This window comes from Paracoccus zhouxuedongae (assembly GCF_041927815.1).
Taxonomy (GTDB): domain Bacteria; phylum Pseudomonadota; class Alphaproteobacteria; order Rhodobacterales; family Rhodobacteraceae; genus Paracoccus.
Map to the genome: position 1 here is coordinate 238009 of NZ_JBHFHM010000001.1, position 18170 is coordinate 256178.

At 67.4% G+C, this 18170-nt stretch carries 18 protein-coding genes; 12 read left to right on the forward strand and 6 right to left on the reverse strand.

From position 1 onward, the window contains the following. The first annotated feature begins 32 nt into the window (after positions 1–32). From lepB to ACEYYA_RS01310, 4 genes are read left to right on the forward strand one after another with little or no spacing between them, the layout of a single operon-like run. Entirely contained in the window at positions 33–839 is an 807-nt protein-coding gene (gene lepB / locus ACEYYA_RS01295; protein ID WP_374796766.1) for a signal peptidase I, read from the forward strand. Continuing rightward, entirely contained in the window at positions 836–1525 is a 690-nt protein-coding gene (gene rnc / locus ACEYYA_RS01300; RefSeq protein WP_374796768.1) for a ribonuclease III, read from the forward strand. The genes lepB and rnc overlap by 4 nt, the downstream gene beginning before the upstream one ends. Continuing rightward, entirely contained in the window at positions 1518–2435 is a 918-nt protein-coding gene (gene era, locus ACEYYA_RS01305; RefSeq protein WP_374796770.1) for a GTPase Era, read from the forward strand. Before rnc ends, era begins: the two co-directional genes overlap by 8 nt. Continuing rightward, positions 2425–2763 carry a DUF1491 family protein gene (locus ACEYYA_RS01310; protein ID WP_374796772.1) on the forward strand — a complete coding sequence of 113 codons (339 nt, stop codon included), beginning with the start codon at positions 2425–2427 and terminating at the stop codon, positions 2761–2763. The genes era and ACEYYA_RS01310 overlap by 11 nt, the downstream gene beginning before the upstream one ends. Positions 2764–2819: 56 nt before the next feature. Here the strand turns inward: ACEYYA_RS01310 and ACEYYA_RS01315 are convergent, their stop codons facing one another. Continuing rightward, positions 2820–3956, reverse strand: a complete 1137-nt coding sequence (locus ACEYYA_RS01315) for an alkane 1-monooxygenase (RefSeq protein ID WP_374796774.1) — start codon at positions 3954–3956, stop codon at positions 2820–2822. Positions 3957–4010: 54 nt separating this feature from the next. After that, positions 4011–5048 (reverse strand): A/G-specific adenine glycosylase, encoded by a 1038-nt coding sequence (locus tag ACEYYA_RS01320; RefSeq protein WP_374796776.1) that lies wholly within the window; start codon positions 5046–5048, stop codon positions 4011–4013. A gap of 90 nt (positions 5049–5138) precedes the next feature. On the opposite strand from ACEYYA_RS01320, the gene ACEYYA_RS01325 reads away from it, so the two are divergent. Further along, on the forward strand, positions 5139–5684 hold the full coding sequence (locus ACEYYA_RS01325; RefSeq protein WP_374796778.1) for a DUF721 domain-containing protein: 546 nt from the start codon (positions 5139–5141) through the stop codon (positions 5682–5684). 4 nt (positions 5685–5688) lie between these two features. Then, positions 5689–6336: a DsbA family protein gene (locus tag ACEYYA_RS01330; RefSeq protein ID WP_374796780.1), complete on the forward strand. Its 648-nt coding sequence runs from the start codon at positions 5689–5691 to the stop codon at positions 6334–6336. Positions 6337–6386: 50 nt separating this feature from the next. On the opposite strand, the gene ACEYYA_RS01335 is transcribed toward ACEYYA_RS01330, so the two are convergent. Beyond that, positions 6387–7043 carry a YggS family pyridoxal phosphate-dependent enzyme gene (locus tag ACEYYA_RS01335; protein WP_374796782.1) on the reverse strand — a complete coding sequence of 219 codons (657 nt, stop codon included), beginning with the start codon at positions 7041–7043 and terminating at the stop codon, positions 6387–6389. Between the two features lie 78 nt (positions 7044–7121). After that, positions 7122–8033 (reverse strand): porin, encoded by a 912-nt coding sequence (locus ACEYYA_RS01340; RefSeq protein WP_374796784.1) that lies wholly within the window; start codon positions 8031–8033, stop codon positions 7122–7124. A 294-nt stretch (positions 8034–8327) separates the two neighbouring features. On the opposite strand from ACEYYA_RS01340, the gene ACEYYA_RS01345 reads away from it, so the two are divergent. The 5 genes from ACEYYA_RS01345 to ACEYYA_RS01365 all read left to right on the forward strand — a co-directional run bounded on the left by ACEYYA_RS01345 (position 8328) and on the right by ACEYYA_RS01365 (position 14176). After that, complete coding sequence (locus tag ACEYYA_RS01345) at positions 8328–8837, forward strand: DUF3576 domain-containing protein (RefSeq protein ID WP_374796786.1); 510 nt, start codon at positions 8328–8330, stop codon at positions 8835–8837. Positions 8838–8905: 68 nt separating this feature from the next. After that, the gene (leuS, locus tag ACEYYA_RS01350; protein WP_374796788.1) at positions 8906–11449 is read left to right on the forward strand and encodes a leucine--tRNA ligase; all 2544 of its coding nucleotides are present in this window, start codon (positions 8906–8908) and stop codon (positions 11447–11449) included. Next, a complete protein-coding gene (lptE, locus tag ACEYYA_RS01355; protein WP_374796790.1) occupies positions 11436–11921 on the forward strand; it encodes an LPS assembly lipoprotein LptE in 486 nt (161 codons plus the stop codon). The genes leuS and lptE overlap by 14 nt, the downstream gene beginning before the upstream one ends. Then, positions 11918–12940, forward strand: a complete 1023-nt coding sequence (gene holA / locus ACEYYA_RS01360; RefSeq protein WP_374796792.1) for a DNA polymerase III subunit delta — start codon at positions 11918–11920, stop codon at positions 12938–12940. The genes lptE and holA overlap by 4 nt, the downstream gene beginning before the upstream one ends. A 66-nt stretch (positions 12941–13006) precedes the next feature. Next, complete coding sequence (locus ACEYYA_RS01365) at positions 13007–14176, forward strand: TIGR03862 family flavoprotein (protein ID WP_374797394.1); 1170 nt, start codon at positions 13007–13009, stop codon at positions 14174–14176. Here the strand turns inward: ACEYYA_RS01365 and ACEYYA_RS01370 are convergent. After that, the gene (locus tag ACEYYA_RS01370; protein ID WP_374796794.1) at positions 14173–14772 is read right to left on the reverse strand and encodes a glutathione S-transferase family protein; all 600 of its coding nucleotides are present in this window, start codon (positions 14770–14772) and stop codon (positions 14173–14175) included. The genes ACEYYA_RS01365 and ACEYYA_RS01370 overlap by 4 nt on opposite strands. 143 nt (positions 14773–14915) lie before the next feature. Here ACEYYA_RS01370 and ACEYYA_RS01375 point away from each other — a divergent pair, with 143 nt between their 5' ends. Beyond that, a complete protein-coding gene (locus ACEYYA_RS01375; protein ID WP_374796796.1) occupies positions 14916–16166 on the forward strand; it encodes an MFS transporter in 1251 nt (416 codons plus the stop codon). A 9-nt stretch (positions 16167–16175) separates the two neighbouring features. On the opposite strand, the gene ACEYYA_RS01380 is transcribed toward ACEYYA_RS01375, so the two are convergent. Then, positions 16176–18134, reverse strand: a complete 1959-nt coding sequence (locus ACEYYA_RS01380; RefSeq protein ID WP_374796798.1) for a methylmalonyl-CoA mutase family protein — start codon at positions 18132–18134, stop codon at positions 16176–16178. Positions 18135–18170: the final 36 nt, after the last annotated feature.

Genomic DNA, 18170 nt, shown 5'->3' on the forward strand with positions numbered 1-18170 from the left:
TCCCGCAAACCCAAACAGGGCAGAGGGGCACCATGGCTTCCAATTCGCAGGGCGGCGCCAAGGGCGGCGTGATCGAGACCGTCAAGACGGTGGTCTGGGCGCTGATCATCGCCGGCATCTTCCGCACGCTGTTCTTCCAGCCGTTCTGGATCCCCTCGGGCAGCATGAAGGACACGCTGCTGATCGGCGATTTCCTGTTCGTCAACAAGATGGCTTACGGCTATTCCGCGCATTCCTGCCCGTTCTCGGCCTGCCCGATTTCCGGGCGGATCCTTGCCTCGGCGCCCGAGCGGGGCGATGTCGCGGTGTTCCGTCATCCCACGCGCGGCGTCGATTTCATCAAGCGCGTCATCGGCTTGCCGGGCGATACCGTGCAGATGAAGGACGGCATCCTGCATCTGAACGGTCAGGCCGTGCCGCAGACGCCCGACGGTGTGTTTGCCGAAACCAAGGCCCCGCAAGGCCCGCAGGCCACCATGCCGCGCTGCGCCAATGATCCGGTGGGCGAAGGCGCGGTCTGCGAAAAGAACAAGTTCGTCGAGGCCCTGCCGCGCAGCGATGGCAGCGTCACCAACCACTCGGTCCTGTCGATCACGACCAATTGGGTGGCCGACAACACGCCGCTTTATACCGTGCCGCCGGGGCATTACTTCTTCATGGGCGACAACCGCGACAATTCCGAGGATTCGCGCTTTCCCGCGCAGGTCGGCGGCCTGGGTATGGTCTCGGACGAATATCTGATCGGCCGCGCCGACCGGGTGATCTTCTCGTCCGCCGGTAAATCGCTGCTGTTCTTCTGGACCTGGCGATCCGACCGGTTCTTCAAGGCGATCGAATGAAGCCGGGGGCCGAGGCCACGGCCTTTGCCGCCCGTCTGGGTCACGCCTTCGACCGCCCCGAATTGCTGGTGCGGGCGTTGACGCATTCCTCGCTGTCGACACCGGCCCGGCGCGACAACGAACGGCTTGAGTTTCTGGGCGACCGGGTGCTGGGCCTGATCATCGCCGAGGCGCTGACCCGCGCCGATGGCAATGCGACCGAGGGCCAGCTTGCCCCCCGCTTCAACGCCCTCGTGCGCCGCGAAACCTGCGCCGAGGTGGCGCGCAGCCTGGATCTGGGCGCGGCGCTGAAGCTGGGGCGGTCGGAAATGCTGTCGGGCGGGCGCCGGAAAGAGGCGCTGCTGGCCGATGCGATGGAGGCGGTGATCGCCGCCGTCTATCTGGATGCCGGTTTCGATGCCGCCCGCGATCTGGTGCTGCGGCTGTGGGGCGACCGGGTGACGCGCGTCGCGGTGGATGCCCGCGACGCCAAGACCGCGCTTCAGGAATGGGCGCAGTCGCGCGGCCTGCCGCCGCCGCTTTACGCGGTGACCGGCCGCAGCGGTCCCGACCACGCCCCGCAATTCGCGGTGGCCGCCGAACTGGCCGATGGCCGCCGGGCCGAGGGCGCCGCCGGATCCAAGCGCCAGGCCGAACAGATTGCCGCCGCCGCCCTTCTGGCCCAAGTGGAGACCAACCATGTCTGACACCGCCCCAACCCGCGCCGGCTTCGTCGCCCTGATCGGTGAACCCAATGCCGGCAAATCGACGCTTTTGAACCGCATGGTCGGCGCCAAGGTCAGCATCGTGACCCACAAGGTCCAGACCACCCGCGCCCGCATCCGCGGTATCGCCATGGAAGGGCAGGCGCAGATCGTGTTCGTCGACACGCCCGGCCTGTTCCGCCCGCGCCGCCGCCTGGACCGCGCCATGGTCGCCGCCGCCTGGGGCGGGGCCGCTGATGCCGATCTGGTCGTGCTGCTGATCGAGGCGCATCGCGGCCTGACCGACGGCGCCCGCGCCATCATCGAGGCGTTGGCCGACAAGGCCAGCGGCCAGCCGGTCGCGCTGGCGATCAACAAGATCGACCGGGTGCCCGCCGAAAAGCTGCTGGCCCTGGCGGAGGAAGCGAACAAGGCTTTTGGGTTTGAGCGGACCTTCATGATTTCCGCCGAACGCGGCTATGGCGTCGATGACCTGCGCGCATGGATCGCGGATCGGCTGCCCGAAGGCCCCTGGCTCTACCCCGAGGATCAGATCGCCGACCTGCCGCTGCGCCAGATCGCCGCCGAGATGACCCGCGAAAAGCTGACCCTGCGCCTGCATGAGGAACTGCCCTATCAGCTCACCGTCGAGACCGAGAAATGGGAGGACCGCCGCGACGGCTCAACCCGGATCGACCAGCTGATCTATGTCGCGCGCGACGGCCACAAGGGCATCGTGCTGGGCCATGGCGGTGAAACGATCAAGGCCGTCAGCCAGGCCGCCCGCGCCGACATCGCCGAGTTTCTTGGCCGCCCGGTGCATCTGTTCCTTCAGGTCAAGGTGCGCCCGAACTGGCTTGAGGAATCCGAGCGTTACGGCGAAATGGGTCTTGATTTCCGCGATGGCGACTGAGGCGCGTCTGGCCGCGAACCTGTGGGTCGCGGCCTATCTGGCGCGGATGCAAGCCGCGCTGATCCCGGCCTATGTCACCCGCCGGGGCGATGGCACATCGGGCGCGGTCGTCGTCAAGGTCGCGCATCTGGACGGCACGGCCACGGCCCATGTCCGCCGCTATGACTTCGCCACCGACAGCCGCCAGTGGGAGGTGCTGACCGACGGCCCCGAGGCCCAGGTCGATGCCGTGCTGGCGCGCGAGGCCGCAGCCGACCCCGACCTGTGGCTGATCGAGATCGAATCCAAGAATGGCCGCACGCTGCTGGATGAGGACGGATTAAGGTGAGTACTTATGAACAGAAGAAGCCAGTTTCTTCTGTTCATAAATACTTACGCCATGGATCAACTGCCGCGCGGCAGGGGATTTAGCGCCTTGTTATAGGCTTGCCAGTCGCTGATGTCGGGATAGAACTGCCGCCGCCAGGCGCGCACGCGCGGGTTCATCCGCCGCCGCCACAGGGGCGGGATCATCGCCATGGCCGTCATCGCCGGATAGCCCAGCGGTAGCTGCGGCGCGTCATCGGTGCTGTAGGTCTGAAGCAGCGGGAACCGCCGGTCGGGTTTGTAATGGTGATCCGAATGGCGTTGCAGGTTGATCAGCAACCAGTTCGAGGCGGTTTGCGCGGCGTTCCAGCTATGATGCGGCTGCACATGTTCATAGCGCCCCTCGCCCAGGTGGCGGCGGGTCAGACCGTAGTGTTCGACGTAATTCGTCAGCTCAAGCTGCCAGATGGCGGACAGCGCCTGAAGCAGGAACAGCCCGACCCCGACCCAACCGCCGATCAGCCCGGCAAGGGCCAGGGCGGCGGCTTGCAAGGCGGCGTAGCGCCAGAACGGGTTCGTGGGATGGAAAGGCCCGCGCCCGGCCCGCGCCAGCTTCTGCACCTCGGCCGCCCATGCGCTGCCGGGGCAGTCGCGCAGCACGCGCAGGAAGAAGCGATGGAAGCCCTCGTTATAGCGGGCGGTCACGGCGTCGCGGGGGGTGCCGACATGGCGGTGATGCACCAGCAGATGCTCGCTGCGGAAATGGCTGTAAAGGACGCTCGCCAGCAGCAGGTCGCCCAGCCAGCGTTCCAGCCGGTTCTTTTGATGCAGCAGTTCGTGGCTGTAGACGATGCCGATCGTGCCCGAGATGACGCCGATGCCGAAGAACAGGCACAGCACCTCCCACATGGCCAGGTGGTCGGTGCGGGTGACCCACCAGATCATGCTATAGATCGTGGCCGCCTGGATCGGGAACCAGATGATCGTGATCGCGCGGTGCCAGAACAGGTCGGATTCGGGGGTGTCGGTGTCGGGGTTCGTCTGGTTCAGGCCCAGCAGGCTGTCCATCACCGTCATCAGCGCCCAGGCGTAAAGCGGCATCAGGAACACCGTCCAGCCGCCGACCCGCGCGCCGATCACCGCCAGCGGCACCAGGGCCAGCGACAGCCAGAAGGGCAAGGCGGAACGGAACCGGGGGGCAATCACATGCGACATGTCGCGGCTTATACCGGCGCGGGCCGCGCCTGCCAATGCGGCGAATGGGCCGGCTCACAGATGCGGCTGTGCGGCGGCCCAGACCTTGCGCATCAGGCCGGGCAGGGCGCGCGGGTCGATCTGGGGGATCGGCACGAAGGCGCCTGACAGGGGCGGGTGCGATCCGGGCAGATCGGCCAGCATCGGTGTCAGCGTCAGCTCGAAATGGGTGAAGACATGCCGGACCGAGGGCAGCGCGCGCCAGTCGGCTTGCAGGGGCGGGGCGTCCGGCGTGCCATCCCAGCCCCCCGTGGGAAAGCCCAGCGTGCCACCCAGCAGGCCCTTGGCCGGGCGGCGCTGCATCAGCAGGCTACCCTCCGCGTCCCGCGCCAACCAGACCCGGCCTTGGCGCTGCGGCTTTGGGGGCTTGGGGCTGCGGGCAGGCAGCGCCTCGGCCAGGCCCTTCGCCTGGGCCGCGCAATCGCCGCGCAGGGGGCAGATGGCGCAGGCCGGGCGGCGCGGTGTGCAGATCGTCGCGCCCAGATCCATCATCGCTTGTGCAAAGTCGCCGGGCCTTGTGTCGGGGGTTAGCGTGGCCGCCAGATCACGCAGGCGGGGCTTGGCGGCAGGCATCGGCTGGGTCACGGCGAACAGCCGCGCCACCACCCGTTCGACGTTGCCATCGACCACGGTTTCGGGCGCGTCATAGGCAATGGCGGCGATGGCGGCGGCGGTATAGGGGCCGATGCCGGGCAGCGCCAGCAGCCCGTCGCGCGTGGTCGGGAACTGGCCGCCCGCCGCTGCCACGGCGCGGGCGCAGGCGATCAGGTTGCGGGCGCGGGCGTAATAGCCAAGCCCCGCCCATTCGGCCATCACCTGTGCATCGGGCGCGGCGGCCAACGACGCGACATCGGGCCACAGAGCGGTGAAACGGTGGAAATAGTCGCGCACGGCGGCGACGGTGGTCTGTTGCAGCATCACCTCGGACAGCCAGATGCGATAGGGGTCGGGCCGCGCCCCCGCCGCGCGCGCCGCCGGGCGAATACGCCAGGGCAAGTCGCGGGCATGGGCGTCATACCAGTCCAGCAGAGCGGGAACGATCCTGTCACGCAATCTTTAGCCCTCGGTGATGGCGCGCAATGCGCGGGGTGCTGGCGCGCGGCGCCGGGATGTCTAAGATAGGCGCTGACAAGGACAGGACCAATGGCCCCGAACCACAGTGATCGCCCAAAGCGCCGGATGCGCGGGTTCGAGCCCGCCGCCGGTCTGCTGCGCGCCCGCATCCGTGCGGCGGGCGAGGCGCGGGGCTTTGCCGTTGCCCGCCTGCTGACCGAATGGGAGGCCGTGGTCGGCCCCGATCTGGCCGCGATCTGCCGCCCGGTCAAGGTGGGCTACGCCCGCACCAAGGGGGCCGAGGCCGCGCTTGGCGCCACGCTGACCTTGCTGACCAGCGGTGCCGCCGCGCCCGTGGTGCAGATGCGCCTGCCGCAGATCCGCGACCGGGTGAATGCCTGCTATGGCTATAATGCCATCGCCCGGATCAGCGTGACCCAGACGGCCGCAGCCATGGCAGCGCCCGGCCTGGCCGAGGCGCAGGCCGCCTATGCGCCCCCCCCTGCCGCCCCCGATCCGCGGCTGGCCGAACAAGCCGCCGGGCTGACCGAAGGCATCACCGATCCCACGCTGCGCGCGGCCCTGGCGGGGCTGGCGCAGCTTGTTCTGACATCCCATCACCCGATGAAAGGCTGACATGATGAAACTGCTGCCCCTGACGCTGATCGCGGCCCTTGGCCTGACGGCCATGCCCGCTTTGGCCCAACAGACCACCGCACCCGCAACCCCCGCCGCGACCGCGCCCGCCGAGGGCATCCTGCCCGACATGACGATGGGCGCCACCGACGCCCCGGTCGAGGTGATCCAGTACGCCAGCTTCACCTGCAGCCACTGCGCTGCCTGGGAAAAGGACATCTTCCCGCGCCTGAAGATGGAATATATCGACACCGGCAAGGTCAAGTTCACCCACCGCGAGGTCTATTTCGACAAGGTGGGCCTGTGGGCCGGGATGGTCGCGCGCTGCGGCGGGGATCAGAAGTATTTCCCGATCAGCCAGATGATCTATGACGAACAGGCGAAATGGATCGGCGACGGCCAGCCCACCACGATCGCGGACGGCCTGCGCAAGCTGGGCGTCAAGGCCGGGCTGACCAATGAACAGGTCGATGCCTGCCTGGACGATCAGGCCATGGCCGAAAAAATGGTCGCCACCTTCCAGGCTACGGCTGGCAAGGACGAGATCAACGCGACGCCGACCTTTATCATCAATGGCGAAAAGAAATCGAACATGCCCTGGGATGAGTTCAAGGCGATTCTGGACGCCGAAATCGCCAAGGCCAAGGGCTAAGCCCGCCGAATGATCCAAAAGGCCGCCCGCAGGGGCGGCCTTTTGCTGTGTCAGCCGCGCAGCGGGCGGTCGCCAAAGATCGCGCTGCCGACCCGCACATGGGTGGCTCCCTGCGCGATGGCGGCGGGGAAATCCGCGCTCATCCCCATCGACAGGCCGCGCAGGCCGTTGCGCGCCGCCATCTCGCGCAGCAGCGTGAAATGCGGCACCGCATCCTGATCGTCGGGCGGGATGCACATCAGCCCTTGCACCGGCAGGTCCATCATCTTGCAGGCGGCGATGAAATCATCGGCTTGCTCGGGCAGGATCCCGGCCTTTTGCGGCTCGGCCCCGGTGTTGACCTGAATGAAGATGGCGGGCGAGGCCCCGCGCGACTGCGCCAGCCGCGCCAGCTTTTCGGCCAGCGACGGGCGATCAACCGAATGGATCGCGTCGAACAGATCGACGGCCACCTTGGCCTTGTTCGTCTGCAACGGCCCGATCATATGCAGCGCGACACCCGGATGCGCGGCCTTCCACGCGGGCCATTTCGCCGCCGCCTCTTGCACATAGTTTTCGCCAAAGACGCGGTGGCCGGCCTCCAGCACCGACAGCACGCGCGGCGCCGGTTGCAGCTTGGACACGGCGATCAGCGTGACATCGCCCGGATCGCGCCCGGCTGCGCGGGCGGCTTCGTCAATGGCGGCGCGGATGGTGTCGATGGTCATGGCATCCCCCGAATGTGGTCGCAGAAAGCAGAAAGAGCGGGCAAAGCCCGCTCTTTCCGTAGTCCGGTTCTGACAGGATCAGAACTTGAACTTCAGGCCCAGGTCGGCAACCGCTTTGGTTTTCACGCCGTTGGTTTCCATGTCGTTGTCAGCGATACCGCCGACGATCGAGGCGCCGCCGCCCAGATCGTATTCAGCGCCCAGACCCCAGTAGGTGGTCTTGGTGGTGGCGTCGACGACGCGGATCATGCCCTTGACGGTGGTGGCGCCGAAGGTCGAAGCCGCACCGATGCCGTATTCCTTGACGCCGTCGATGGCGCCCGAACCTTTGGCGTAGTAGATGCCGCCCTTGACGTTCGAGAACTCACCAGCGGCCGAGACCGACAGCAGTTTCGCGGTTTCGTTGCCGCCTTCCCAGTTCTTCGCGGCTTCGTAGGCCAGACCCAGACGGGTGGTGCCGAACTTGTAGCCGAAGCCCAGAGCGTATTCCTGGTTCTTCACCTTGGCGCCGGCGGCGGTGTAGGTCACGCCGTCGTTCAGCGAGGCGGCGAAGTCCATGTCGCCCATGCTGTAGGTGTACAGCAGAACCGGGTTGTTTTCGCTGGTGCGGGCGCCGTCACCGGTGATGAAGCCGATGTCGTTCGCCGCGATGTCGGTGAAGCCGATTTCCGGCAGGTCGCCGTGGATTTCTTCGGCAGCGCCGACCACGTCGCCCATGGCGATCTTGCCGAACGCGCCCGAAACCCAGATGTCGCCCGCATAGCCCTTGGCGCCAGCGGCGGCGTTGTCGGCGCGGATGTTACCGCCGAACGACAGGCCCGAGTCCGATTCGCCGGTCAGCGTGAACTTGACGCGAACGCGCGACGAGAAGTTCATGTCGTCGCCGTTGTAGACGAGACCCATGCGGCCGTCGCCGCTGACAGCGACTTCAGCTTGGGCGAAGCCCGCCGACAGGATCAGCGCGGTGGTGGCAAAAAGAACCTTTTTCATGGTTTTTCCCTCATTGTGTCCTGAACCCCCACCCCGGCGGGCCGGTGTGGGTATGGCGTCACTTGATCGCCAAGGAGGGTTCATTGCAACGGAATCAGATGGGGCGTTGCGAAACAGCGGCGGGCGTGGTGCAGTCTTGCCACAGGGATGCCGCGCCGCCCGGTTGGACACGCTGCCGTCGCGGCAAGCGGGCCACGGGGCGGCGGCTAGCGCAAAGTCCTTGTCGCCCGGCGCGCGCATCGGCTAGATACGGGGGCAGCGCGCGCGGCGCGCCCCACTGACCGGAGCCAGGCCATGACCCATTCGCGTTTCCCGCGCATCCCCGCAGCGCCCGTGGCGGCCCTGGCCGTGGTCGGCCTGCTGGCGGGATGCGGCAGCATGGGCAACATGTTCAGCTATAACCAGGCGGCCGCCAAGAAGGCCGAGACCCAGGGCGTGCTGACCGAGCGCGAGACCGGCTCGACGATCTGGGATCTGTTCAGCAACAAGTCCGATCCGAACGTCAACGTCTCGGTCAACAAATATATCTGGCGCGCCAGCCTTGAGGTGCTGAACTTCCTGCCGGTGCAGTCGGTCGACCCGTTCACCGGCGTCATCATCACCGGTTATGGCACGCCGCCCGGCGGTGGCCGGTCCTATCGCGCCTCGGTCGTGGTAAACGACCCGGCGCTGGATGCGCGGTCGCTGAAACTGTCGATGCAATATGCAGGTGGCGGTGCCGTCCCCGCCGAGACCGTGCGCGCCGTCGAGGATGCGATCCTGACCCGCGCCCGCCAGCTGCGTATCCAGGATCGCAACCTGTAAGACCCGACCCTTGCCCCCGCCGCCCGCCGCCGTGTAAACCATGCGGGCAATTCTGACGGGGAAAGATCATGTCGCGTTACGATCCTTCGGTCATCGAACCGAAATGGCAGGCAGCCTGGGACAAGGCCGGGGTCTTTGCCGCCAAGGCCGACCCGTCGCGCCCGAAATATTATGTGCTCGAGATGTTCCCCTATCCTTCGGGGCGCATCCACATCGGCCATGTGCGCAACTATACGATGGGCGACGTGGTGGCCCGTCACAAGATGGCGCAGGGCTTCAGCGTGCTGCATCCGATGGGCTGGGACGCTTTCGGGATGCCGGCGGAAAACGCCGCGATGGCCTCGGGCGGGCATCCGAAGGACTGGACCTATGACAACATCGCGGTGATGAAGGGCCAGATGAAGCCGATGGGCTGGTCGCTGGACTGGACGCGCGAATTTGCCACCTGCGACCCCGAATATTACGCCCAGCAGCAGGCGATGTTCATCGACATGCTGGATGCCGGCCTGATCTATCGCAAGAACGCGGTGGTGAACTGGGATCCGGTCGACATGACCGTGCTGGCCAATGAGCAGGTGATCGACGGCAAGGGCTGGCGGTCGGGTGCCGATGTCGAACGGCGCGAGCTGACCCAGTGGTTCTTCCGCATCAGCGATTATTCCGATGAACTCCTGTCGGCCCTTGACGGGCTGAAGGACTGGCCCGAAAAGGTGCGCCTGATGCAGGCCAACTGGATCGGGCAGTCGCGCGGTCTGCAATTCGCTTTTGACACGGTGAACGCCCCCGCCGGTTTCGACAAGATCGAGGTCTATACCACCCGCCCCGACACGCTGCTGGGCGCCAGCTTCGCCGCGATCAGCCCCGATCACCCGCTGGCCAAGGCACTGGAAGCGGACGACCCGCGCGTCGCCTCCTTCTGCGCAGAGGCCCGCAAGGGCGGCACCACCGAGGAGGCGCTGGCCACCGACGAAAAGAAGGGCATGGATACCGGTATCCGGGTGCGTCATCCGCTGGACCCCGCCTGGGAACTGCCGGTCTGGATCGCCAACTTCATCCTGATGGATTACGGCACCGGCGCGATCTTCGGCAGCCCGGCCCATGACGAACGCGACCATGAGTTCGCGACGAAATACGGCCTGCCGATCCGCGCCACTTTTGCCCTCGAAGGCACGTCGGATGCCGATGCCTTTGTCGCGGCGGCCCCCTATGTGCCGCTGAAATCCGAGCGCGTCGAATACGTTCGCGGCTTTGCCGGTGAGCGCCTGCAAACCGGCGAGGATGCCGTCGCCGCCGCCATCGCCCATGCCGAGGCCGAAGGTTATGGCACTGGGGTGACAAAATATCGCCTGCGCGACTGGGGCATTTCCCGGCAGCGTTACTGGGGCTGCCCGATCCCGGTCGTGCATTGCCCGACCTGCGGCGTGGTGGCTGAGGCCAAGGAAAACCTGCCCGTCCGCCTGCCCGATGACGTCACCTTCGACGTGCCCGGCAACCCGCTGGATCGCCACCCGACGTGGCGTGATTGCGCCTGCCCGAAATGCGGCGGCGCGGCGAAACGCGAAACCGACACGATGGATACATTCGTTGACAGCTCGTGGTATTACGCCCGCTTCACCGCGCCGCGCGCCACGACGCCCACGGATCTGGCGGCGGCGGAGTATTGGATGAATGTCGATCAATATATCGGCGGCATCGAACACGCGATCCTGCACCTGCTCTATTCCCGCTTCTTCGCCCGCGCCATGGTCAAGACCGGCCACCTGCCCGAGGCCGCGAAGGAACCCTTCAACGCGCTGTTCACGCAGGGCATGGTGACCCACGCGATCTATCAGACCCGCGACGCGCAGGGCCGTCCGGTCTATCACCTGCCCGAGGACGTGGCGGATGGCAAAGTCATCGCCACCGGTGAGGCGGTCGAGGTCATCCCCTCGGCCAAGATGTCGAAATCGAAAAAGAACGTGGTCGATCCGGTCGACATCGTGCAGCGCCTGGGTGCCGATACCGCGCGGTTCTTCGTGATGTCCGACAGCCCGCCCGAACGCGATGTCGAATGGACGGCGGCGGGCGCGGATGCCACGCACAAGTTCCTGGCCCGCGTCTGGCGCCTGGCCGATGAGGCGCGTGACGCCGCCGATGCCGAAGACCCGGCCCTGCTGCGCGCCGCCCATAAAGCGATTGATGAGGTGACGCGCGCCATCGACGGCTTTGCCTTCAACAAGGCGATCGCGGTGATCTATGGGCTGACCAATACCATCGCCAAATCCGACGCCCGCGCCGGGGCGCGGGCCGCCGCGCTGCGGATCATGGCGCAACTTATGGCACCGATGGTGCCACATCTGGCCGAAGAAATCTGGTCGATGCTGGGCGGGCAGGGGCTGGTAGTGCAGGCCCCCTGGCCCAAGGCCGACCCGGCGTTGCTGGTCGATGACAGCGTGACCCTTGCCGTGCAGGTCAATGGCAAGCGCCGCGCTGAAATCACCGTGCCGCGCGACATGCCCGCCGATCAGGTGCAGGCGATTGCCCTGGCCGACCCCGAGGTGGTCAAGTTCATGGGCGGACCGGCGAAAAAGGTGATCGTGGTGCCGGGGCGGATCGTCAATGTGGTCGCCTGATCGCCGCCTGGTCCTGGCCGCCCTGCTGGCGCTTGCTGGCTGCGGCTTCACCCCCGCCTTTGCGCCGGGCGGCGGCGCGGCGGGCCTGTTGAACCAGGTCCGCCCCGATGACCCCGTCGATGCCGATGGCTTCGCCTTCAACCGCCGCATCGGCGAACGGCTTGGTCCGGCGGCGGACGGCGCGCGGTTCCGGCTGGCGACGGCGATCAGCGTCAAGACGGCGGCGCAGGGCATCACCTCGACCCAGGCGATCACCCGCTATGCGCTGAACGGCAGCGCCGATTACACGCTGACAGATGCCGCCAGCGGCGCGGTGCTGGCGCGGGGGAATGTGGCCTCGTTCAGCTCGCATTCCGCGACGGGCACCACGATTGCCACGCTGGCCGCCGAACGCGATGCCCGCGACCGGCTGATGGTGATGCTGGCCGATCAGGTGGTGACGCGGCTGATCGCCGTCGCCCCCGCGCCATGAAGCTGACCGGGGCCGAGGCCGCGCGCTACCTCGCGGCCCCCGATCCGGGCCGCGCGGGGCTGCTGATCTTCGGTGCCGATGCGATGCGGGTGGCGCTGAAACGACAGGACGCCATTGCCGCCCTGATCGGCCCTGAGGGCGAGGCCGAGATGCGCCTGACCCGCATCCCCGCCGCCGAATTGCGCCGCGATCCGGCCCGGCTGACCGATGCAATCAAGGCGACCGGCTTCTTCCCCGGCCCGCGCGTGGCCTTTGCCGAGGATGCGACCGATACCGTGGCCGAGCCGATCCTGGCCGCGCTGTCGGCCTGGCAGCCGGGCGATGCGATGATCGTCGTCACCGCCGGTGCGCTGCCCGCCAAATCGGCGCTGCGCAAGGGGTTCGAGGGCGACCCCCGCACCGTCGCCATCGGCATCTATGACGATCCGCCGGGGCGCGAGGAGATCGCCCAGATCCTGCGCACCGCCGGGCTGACGGACATCACCCCCGAGGCCCTGGCCGATCTGACGCAACTGGCCCGCGCGCTGGACCCCGGCGATTTCCGCCAGACCTGCGACCGCATCGGCCTTTACAAATGGGGCGATGCGACGCCGCTGACCCCGGCCGAGGTCGCAGCCCTTGCCCCCGCCACGATCGAGGCCGAGGTCGACGACCTGATCCATGCCGTCGCCGAAGGCCGCACGCAGACGATGGGCGCGCTGATGGGGCGGCTGGCGGGGCAGGGCACCAACCCTGTCACCCTGTCGATCAGCACCCTGCGCCATTTCCGCGCGCTGCACGCCGCCGCCAGCGACCCGCAAGGCCCCGGCGCGGGCCTGTCGCGGCTGCGCCCGCCGGTCTTTGGCCCGCGCCGCGACCGCATGGAACGCCAGGCGCGCGACTGGTCGACCTTCCGCCTGGAAGAGGCGATCCGCACGCTGATCGACACCGACCTGACTCTGCGCTCGACCTCGCGCGCGCCGGCGGCGGCGGTGATGGAACGCGCGCTGATCCGTCTGTCGATGATGCCAAGGCGCTGACATGGCCTTCTTTCTTGCCCAAATACGCCGGGGGTCCGGGGGCGGCGCCCCCGGCCTCACCACATGATCCCGGCACTGGTCATCGGCGCTGGTCCCGCCGGGCTGATGGCGGCCGAGGAACTGGCGCGCGCGGGCCATCCGGTGCTGATCGCCGAGGCGCTGCCGACCCCCGCGCGCAAGTTCCTGATGGCGGGCAAATCCGGGCTGAACCTGACCCGCGATCAGGCGCCCGATCTGTTCGCCAGCCATTACACCCCCGACTGGATCGCCCCCCATGTCGCTGACTTCGGCCCGGCGCAGGTGAGGGCCTGGGCGCAGGGCCTGGGAATCGCGCTGTTCACCGGCTCGACCGGGCGGGTGTTCCCGGTCGGCATGAAGGCCGCGCCCTTGCTGCGGGCCTGGCTGGCGCGGCTCGATGGCCTGGGGGTGCGGCTGGCAACCCGCTGGCGGTGGCAGGGCTTTCAGGGCGACGGCTTCGCCTTCGCCACGCCCGAGGGACCGCAGGTTCTGACCCCGCGCGTTACCGTGCTGGCGCTTGGCGGGGCGTCCTGGCCGCGCCTTGGCTCTGACGCGGCCTGGGTGCCATGGCTGGCCGCGCGCGGCGTGCAGATCGCGCCGTTCCGGCCAGCCAACATGGGCCTGCGCGTCACCTGGTCGGCCGCCATGGCACCGCTGTTCGGCCAGCCCGTCAAGGGCACCGCAATCACCGATGGCACCACTGCCACCCGCGGTGAGTTCGTCATCGCCCGCAGCGGGATCGAGGGCGGCGGCATCTATCCCCTTGCCGCCCGCGCCCGCGACGGGTCCGCGCTGCATCTTGACCTGATGCCCGATCTGACCGTTCAGGCCGCCGCCGACCGGCTGGCTCGCGCCCGGCCCGGCGAAAGCCTGTCGAACCGGCTGCGCAAGCGCTTGCGGCTGGACCCGGCGCGCGCGGCGCTTGCGCGCGAATGGGGTGGCGCGCTGCCTGCCGATCCTACCGATCTGGCGGCGCGGCTGAAGGCACTGCCGATCCGACATGACGGGCCGCAGGATCTGTCCCGCGCCATCTCCTCTGCTGGCGGGATCACGCGCGACGCGCTGCACGACGACCTGTCGCTGCGCGCCCTGCCGGGCGTCTTTGCCGCAGGCGAGATGCTGGATTGGGAGGCCCCGACCGGCGGCTATCTGCTGACCGGCTGTTTCGCCACCGGGCGTGCCGCAGGCCGCGCCGCCGCCCGCCGACTGGCGGGCTAATCCCGCGCCATGGCGCGTTGCAGGGCAGGGCGCGCCCGCATCCGATCCAGATAGTCGGTCAGCCAGGCTTCCGTCACCGGAAAGCGCGCGGCCAAGGCCCAGGTCAGGCAATGGGTCAGCAGGATGTCGGGCACCGTCATCTGATCGCCCATGACAAAGGGGCCGCTGCCCAGCCGATGCACCAGCCCCTTTTGGGCCTTCTCGAACTCCCACCTCAGGCTGTTCTTGATGGCGCCGATGCGCAGATCCTCGGGCAGCACAAAGCTGTGGCGGGCGGCGGTCCACAGCACCGCGTCGAACTCATCCAGCAGCAGGTGGGTCAGGCTGTCCTGGCGGGCGCGGTCCAGCGTGCCGGGGGCATGGGTCATCGCGCCATGGCGGTCGGCCAGGAACTGAAGGATCGCGGTCGAGTCGGTGATCGGCGTGCCGTCCACGACCAGCACCGGCACCTTGCCCGCCGGGTTCAGCGCGATCGCCTGGTCCGACCGTGGCCGGGCGGGCACATGGTCATAGGGAAGGCCCAGTTCCTCAAGCATCCACAGCACGCGCAGGGCGCGGCTTCTTGATGATCCGATCAGCGTATAGCGCGCGTCCATGGCTGTTCCCTCGGCGATCCCCATGCCCCGAATGAAGCGCCGCGCCGCCCGATCCGCAAGCCCGATCTTGCGCGCGATCCCCCTTGCCGGACGCTGCGGGCGGCCCTAGCGTGGCGGTCTGCCCGTCAAGCCCCGAGGCCCCCATGGACCGCACCGACCGCGCGCCGCTGTTCACCCCCGTTCTGATCGGCGGTTCGCTGATCCTGATGCTGTCCTTTGCCGTGCGTGCAGGCTTCGGCGTGTTCCAGATCCCGATTGCGCAGGATCTGGGCTGGCCGCGCGCCGATTTCAGCCTGGCGATCGCCATCCAGAACCTTGCCTGGGGGATCGGCCAGCCGATCTTCGGCGCGCTTGCCGAACGCTTTGGCGACCGGCGCGCGATCATCCTTGGGGTCGCGCTGTATGCCGCCGGGCTGTTCCTGACCGCCTTCGCCATCACCCCCGGCCAGATGCAATGGCTTGAGGTGCTGGTGGGCTTCGGCATCGCGGGCACCGGCTTTGGCGTCGTGCTGGCCATCGTCGGGCGCGCCAGTTCGGATGCCAACCGGTCGATGGCGCTTGGCATCGCCACCGCCGCGGGTTCCGCCGGGCAGGTCTTTGGCGCGCCGCTGATCGAGGGGCTGCTGGCCGTCTATCCCTGGCAGACAGTGTTCATCATCCTGTCGGGGCTGATCCTGCTGACGCTGCTGATCCTGCCCCTGCTGCGCGCCCCCGCCCGCGCCACGCGCGCCGAGCTGGAGGACTCGATGGGCACGGTTCTGGTGCGGGCGGTGCGCGATCCCTCCTATATCCTGATCTTTCTGGGCTTCTTTTCCTGCGGCTATCAACTGGCCTTCATCACCGCGCATTTCCCCGCCTTCGTGACCGAGATGTGCACCGGCATCGAATCCGGCGGGATGCTGGCCAGCCTGGGGATTTCCACCACATCCGCCCTGGGTGCTGCGGCGATTTCGCTGATCGGTCTTGCCAATATCGCGGGCACGATCACCGCGGGCTGGCTGGGCAACCGCTTTCCCAAGAAATACTTGCTGGCCATCGTCTATACGTTGCGCACCATCGTGTCGGCGGCCTTCATCCTGATGCCGATCACGCCAACCAGCGTGATCCTGTTTTCACTGGCCATGGGGGCCTTGTGGCTTGCGACGGTGCCGCTGACCTCGGGTCTGGTCGCGCATATCTATGGGCTGCGCTACATGGGCACGCTGTATGGGCTGGTGTTCTTTTCGCACCAGTTGGGGTCGTTCCTGGGCGTCTGGCTGGGTGGGCGGCTGTATGATATTTACGGCGATTACACCTTTGTCTGGTGGGTGGGTGTCGCCGTGGGGGCGTTTTCGGCCATCGTCCACCTGCCGATCCGTGAGGCGCCCTGGCAGCCGCGCGCGGCGGCTGCCTGAGCGTCTGGTTCACGCTGCCTTTTCGGGCGGCGTGGCCAGCACCACGATGTCGGACATGATGCGGTTCAGCTCAAAATCCTTGGGGGTATAGACCCGCGCCACGCCGTAACCAAGCAGGGTGCGGGCGTCGTCATCGGGGATGATGCCGCCGACGACGACCGGCACATCATCCAGCCCGGCATCACGCATCCGCGCCATCACCTCGGCGATCAGCGGCAGGTGGCTGCCCGACAGGATCGACAGGCCGACGACATGGGCCCGATCCTCGACAGCTTTCGTGACGATCTGTTCGGGCGTCAGGCGGATTCCCTCATAGGTGATGTCCATGCCGCAATCGCGGGCGCGGAAGGCGATCTGTTCGGCGCCGTTGGAATGACCGTCAAGGCCGGGCTTGCCCACCAGAAACTTGAGCCGCCGCCCCAACCGGCTGCTGACCGCATCGACCTGGGCGCGGATCTCGTCCAGCCCCTCGGTCTTGTTCGAGGGGTTGCGCGACACGCCGGTCGGGCCGCGATACTCGCCAAAGACCTTGCGCATGATCCCGGCCCATTCGCCGGTCGTGGCCCCGGCTTTCGCAGCGGCAATGCTGGCGGGCATGATGTTCTCGCCCGCCTTGGCCGCATCGCGCAGCGCACCAAGCGCAAGCTGCACCGCGCCTTCGTCGCGCGCGGCTTTCCACGCGGTCAGCCGGGCGATCTGATCCTGTTCCACCGCCGGATCGACCACCATGATGCCGCCATCACCGGCGGTCAGCGGCGAGGGCTCGCCCTGTTGCCAGCGGTTGACGCCGACCACGATCGTCTCATTCGCCTCGATCCGGTTCAGCCGTTCGGCATTCGATTCGACCAGGCGACCCTTCATATAGTCGATGGCGGCGACCGCCCCGCCCATGGCGTCCAGCGTCGCCAGCTCCTCGCGCGCGCCGGCTTTCAGCGCCTCGACCTTGGCGGCGATCACCGGGTTGCCGTCGAACAGATCGCCATATTCCAGCAGGTCGGTTTCATAGGCCATGATCTGCTGCATTCGCAACGACCATTGCTGATCCCACGGGCGCGGCAGGCCAAGCGCCTCGTTCCAGGCGGGCAGTTGCACGGCGCGGGCGCGGGCATTTTTTGACAGCGTCACGGCCAGCATCTCGATCAGGATGCGGTAGACGTTGTTTTCGGGCTGCTGTTCCGTCAGGCCCAGGCTGTTCACCTGCACGCCGTAGCGGAAGCGGCGGTATTTCTCATCCGTGATGCCGTAGCGGTCGCGGGTGATTTCGTCCCACAGCTCGGTAAAGGCGCGCATCTTGCACAGCTCGGTGACAAAGCGGATCCCCGCGTTCACGAAAAAGCTGATGCGGCCGACCATCGCCGGAAAATCGGCGGGCGCGACCTTGCCTTGCAGGTCGTCCAGCACAGCGATGCCGGTGGCAAGCGCATAGGCCAGTTCCTGCTGCGGCGTCGCCCCGGCCTCTTGCAGGTGATAGGAACAGACGTTCATCGGGTTCCATTTCGGCAGGTGCTGTGCGGTATAGGCCGCCACATCGGTAATCAGCCGCAGGCTGGCTTTCGGCGGGCAGATATAGGTGCCGCGCGACAGATATTCCTTGATGATGTCGTTCTGCACCGTGCCTTGAAGCGCCGCCACATCGGCCCCCTGTTCCTCGGCCACGGCGATATACAGCGACAACAGCCAGGGCGCCGTGGCGTTGATTGTCATCGAGGTGTTCATCTGCTCAAGCGGGATCTGATCGAACAGCGCCCGCATGTCGCCCAGATGGCAGACGGGCACGCCGACCTTGCCGACCTCGCCCCGGGCCAGAACGTGATCGCTGTCATAGCCGGTCTGGGTCGGCAGGTCGAAGGCCACCGACAGGCCGGTCTGGCCCTTGGACAGGTTGCTGCGATACAGCGCGTTCGATTTGGCGGCCGTCGAATGGCCCGCATAGGTGCGGAACAGCCAGGGTTTGTCCTTGTCGACCATCGCGAGCCTCGCAACAATATTTCGATGGGGTTAGCG

Coding starts and splice junctions, on each gene's coding strand:
- lepB (WP_374796766.1), top strand. CDS start 33: ATGGCTTCCAATTCGCAGGGCGGCGCCAAGGGCGGCGTGATCGAGACC.
- rnc (WP_374796768.1), top strand. CDS start 836: ATGAAGCCGGGGGCCGAGGCCACGGCCTTTGCCGCCCGTCTGGGTCAC.
- era (WP_374796770.1), top strand. CDS start 1,518: ATGTCTGACACCGCCCCAACCCGCGCCGGCTTCGTCGCCCTGATCGGT.
- ACEYYA_RS01310 (WP_374796772.1), top strand. CDS start 2,425: ATGGCGACTGAGGCGCGTCTGGCCGCGAACCTGTGGGTCGCGGCCTAT.
- ACEYYA_RS01315 (WP_374796774.1), bottom strand. CDS start 3,956: ATGTCGCATGTGATTGCCCCCCGGTTCCGTTCCGCCTTGCCCTTCTGG.
- ACEYYA_RS01325 (WP_374796778.1), top strand. CDS start 5,139: ATGGCCCCGAACCACAGTGATCGCCCAAAGCGCCGGATGCGCGGGTTC.
- ACEYYA_RS01330 (WP_374796780.1), top strand. CDS start 5,689: ATGAAACTGCTGCCCCTGACGCTGATCGCGGCCCTTGGCCTGACGGCC.
- ACEYYA_RS01335 (WP_374796782.1), bottom strand. CDS start 7,043: ATGACCATCGACACCATCCGCGCCGCCATTGACGAAGCCGCCCGCGCA.
- ACEYYA_RS01340 (WP_374796784.1), bottom strand. CDS start 8,033: ATGAAAAAGGTTCTTTTTGCCACCACCGCGCTGATCCTGTCGGCGGGC.
- ACEYYA_RS01345 (WP_374796786.1), top strand. CDS start 8,328: ATGACCCATTCGCGTTTCCCGCGCATCCCCGCAGCGCCCGTGGCGGCC.
- leuS (WP_374796788.1), top strand. CDS start 8,906: ATGTCGCGTTACGATCCTTCGGTCATCGAACCGAAATGGCAGGCAGCC.
- lptE (WP_374796790.1), top strand. CDS start 11,436: ATGTGGTCGCCTGATCGCCGCCTGGTCCTGGCCGCCCTGCTGGCGCTT.
- holA (WP_374796792.1), top strand. CDS start 11,918: ATGAAGCTGACCGGGGCCGAGGCCGCGCGCTACCTCGCGGCCCCCGAT.
- ACEYYA_RS01370 (WP_374796794.1), bottom strand. CDS start 14,772: ATGGACGCGCGCTATACGCTGATCGGATCATCAAGAAGCCGCGCCCTG.
- ACEYYA_RS01375 (WP_374796796.1), top strand. CDS start 14,916: ATGGACCGCACCGACCGCGCGCCGCTGTTCACCCCCGTTCTGATCGGC.
- ACEYYA_RS01380 (WP_374796798.1), bottom strand. CDS start 18,134: ATGGTCGACAAGGACAAACCCTGGCTGTTCCGCACCTATGCGGGCCAT.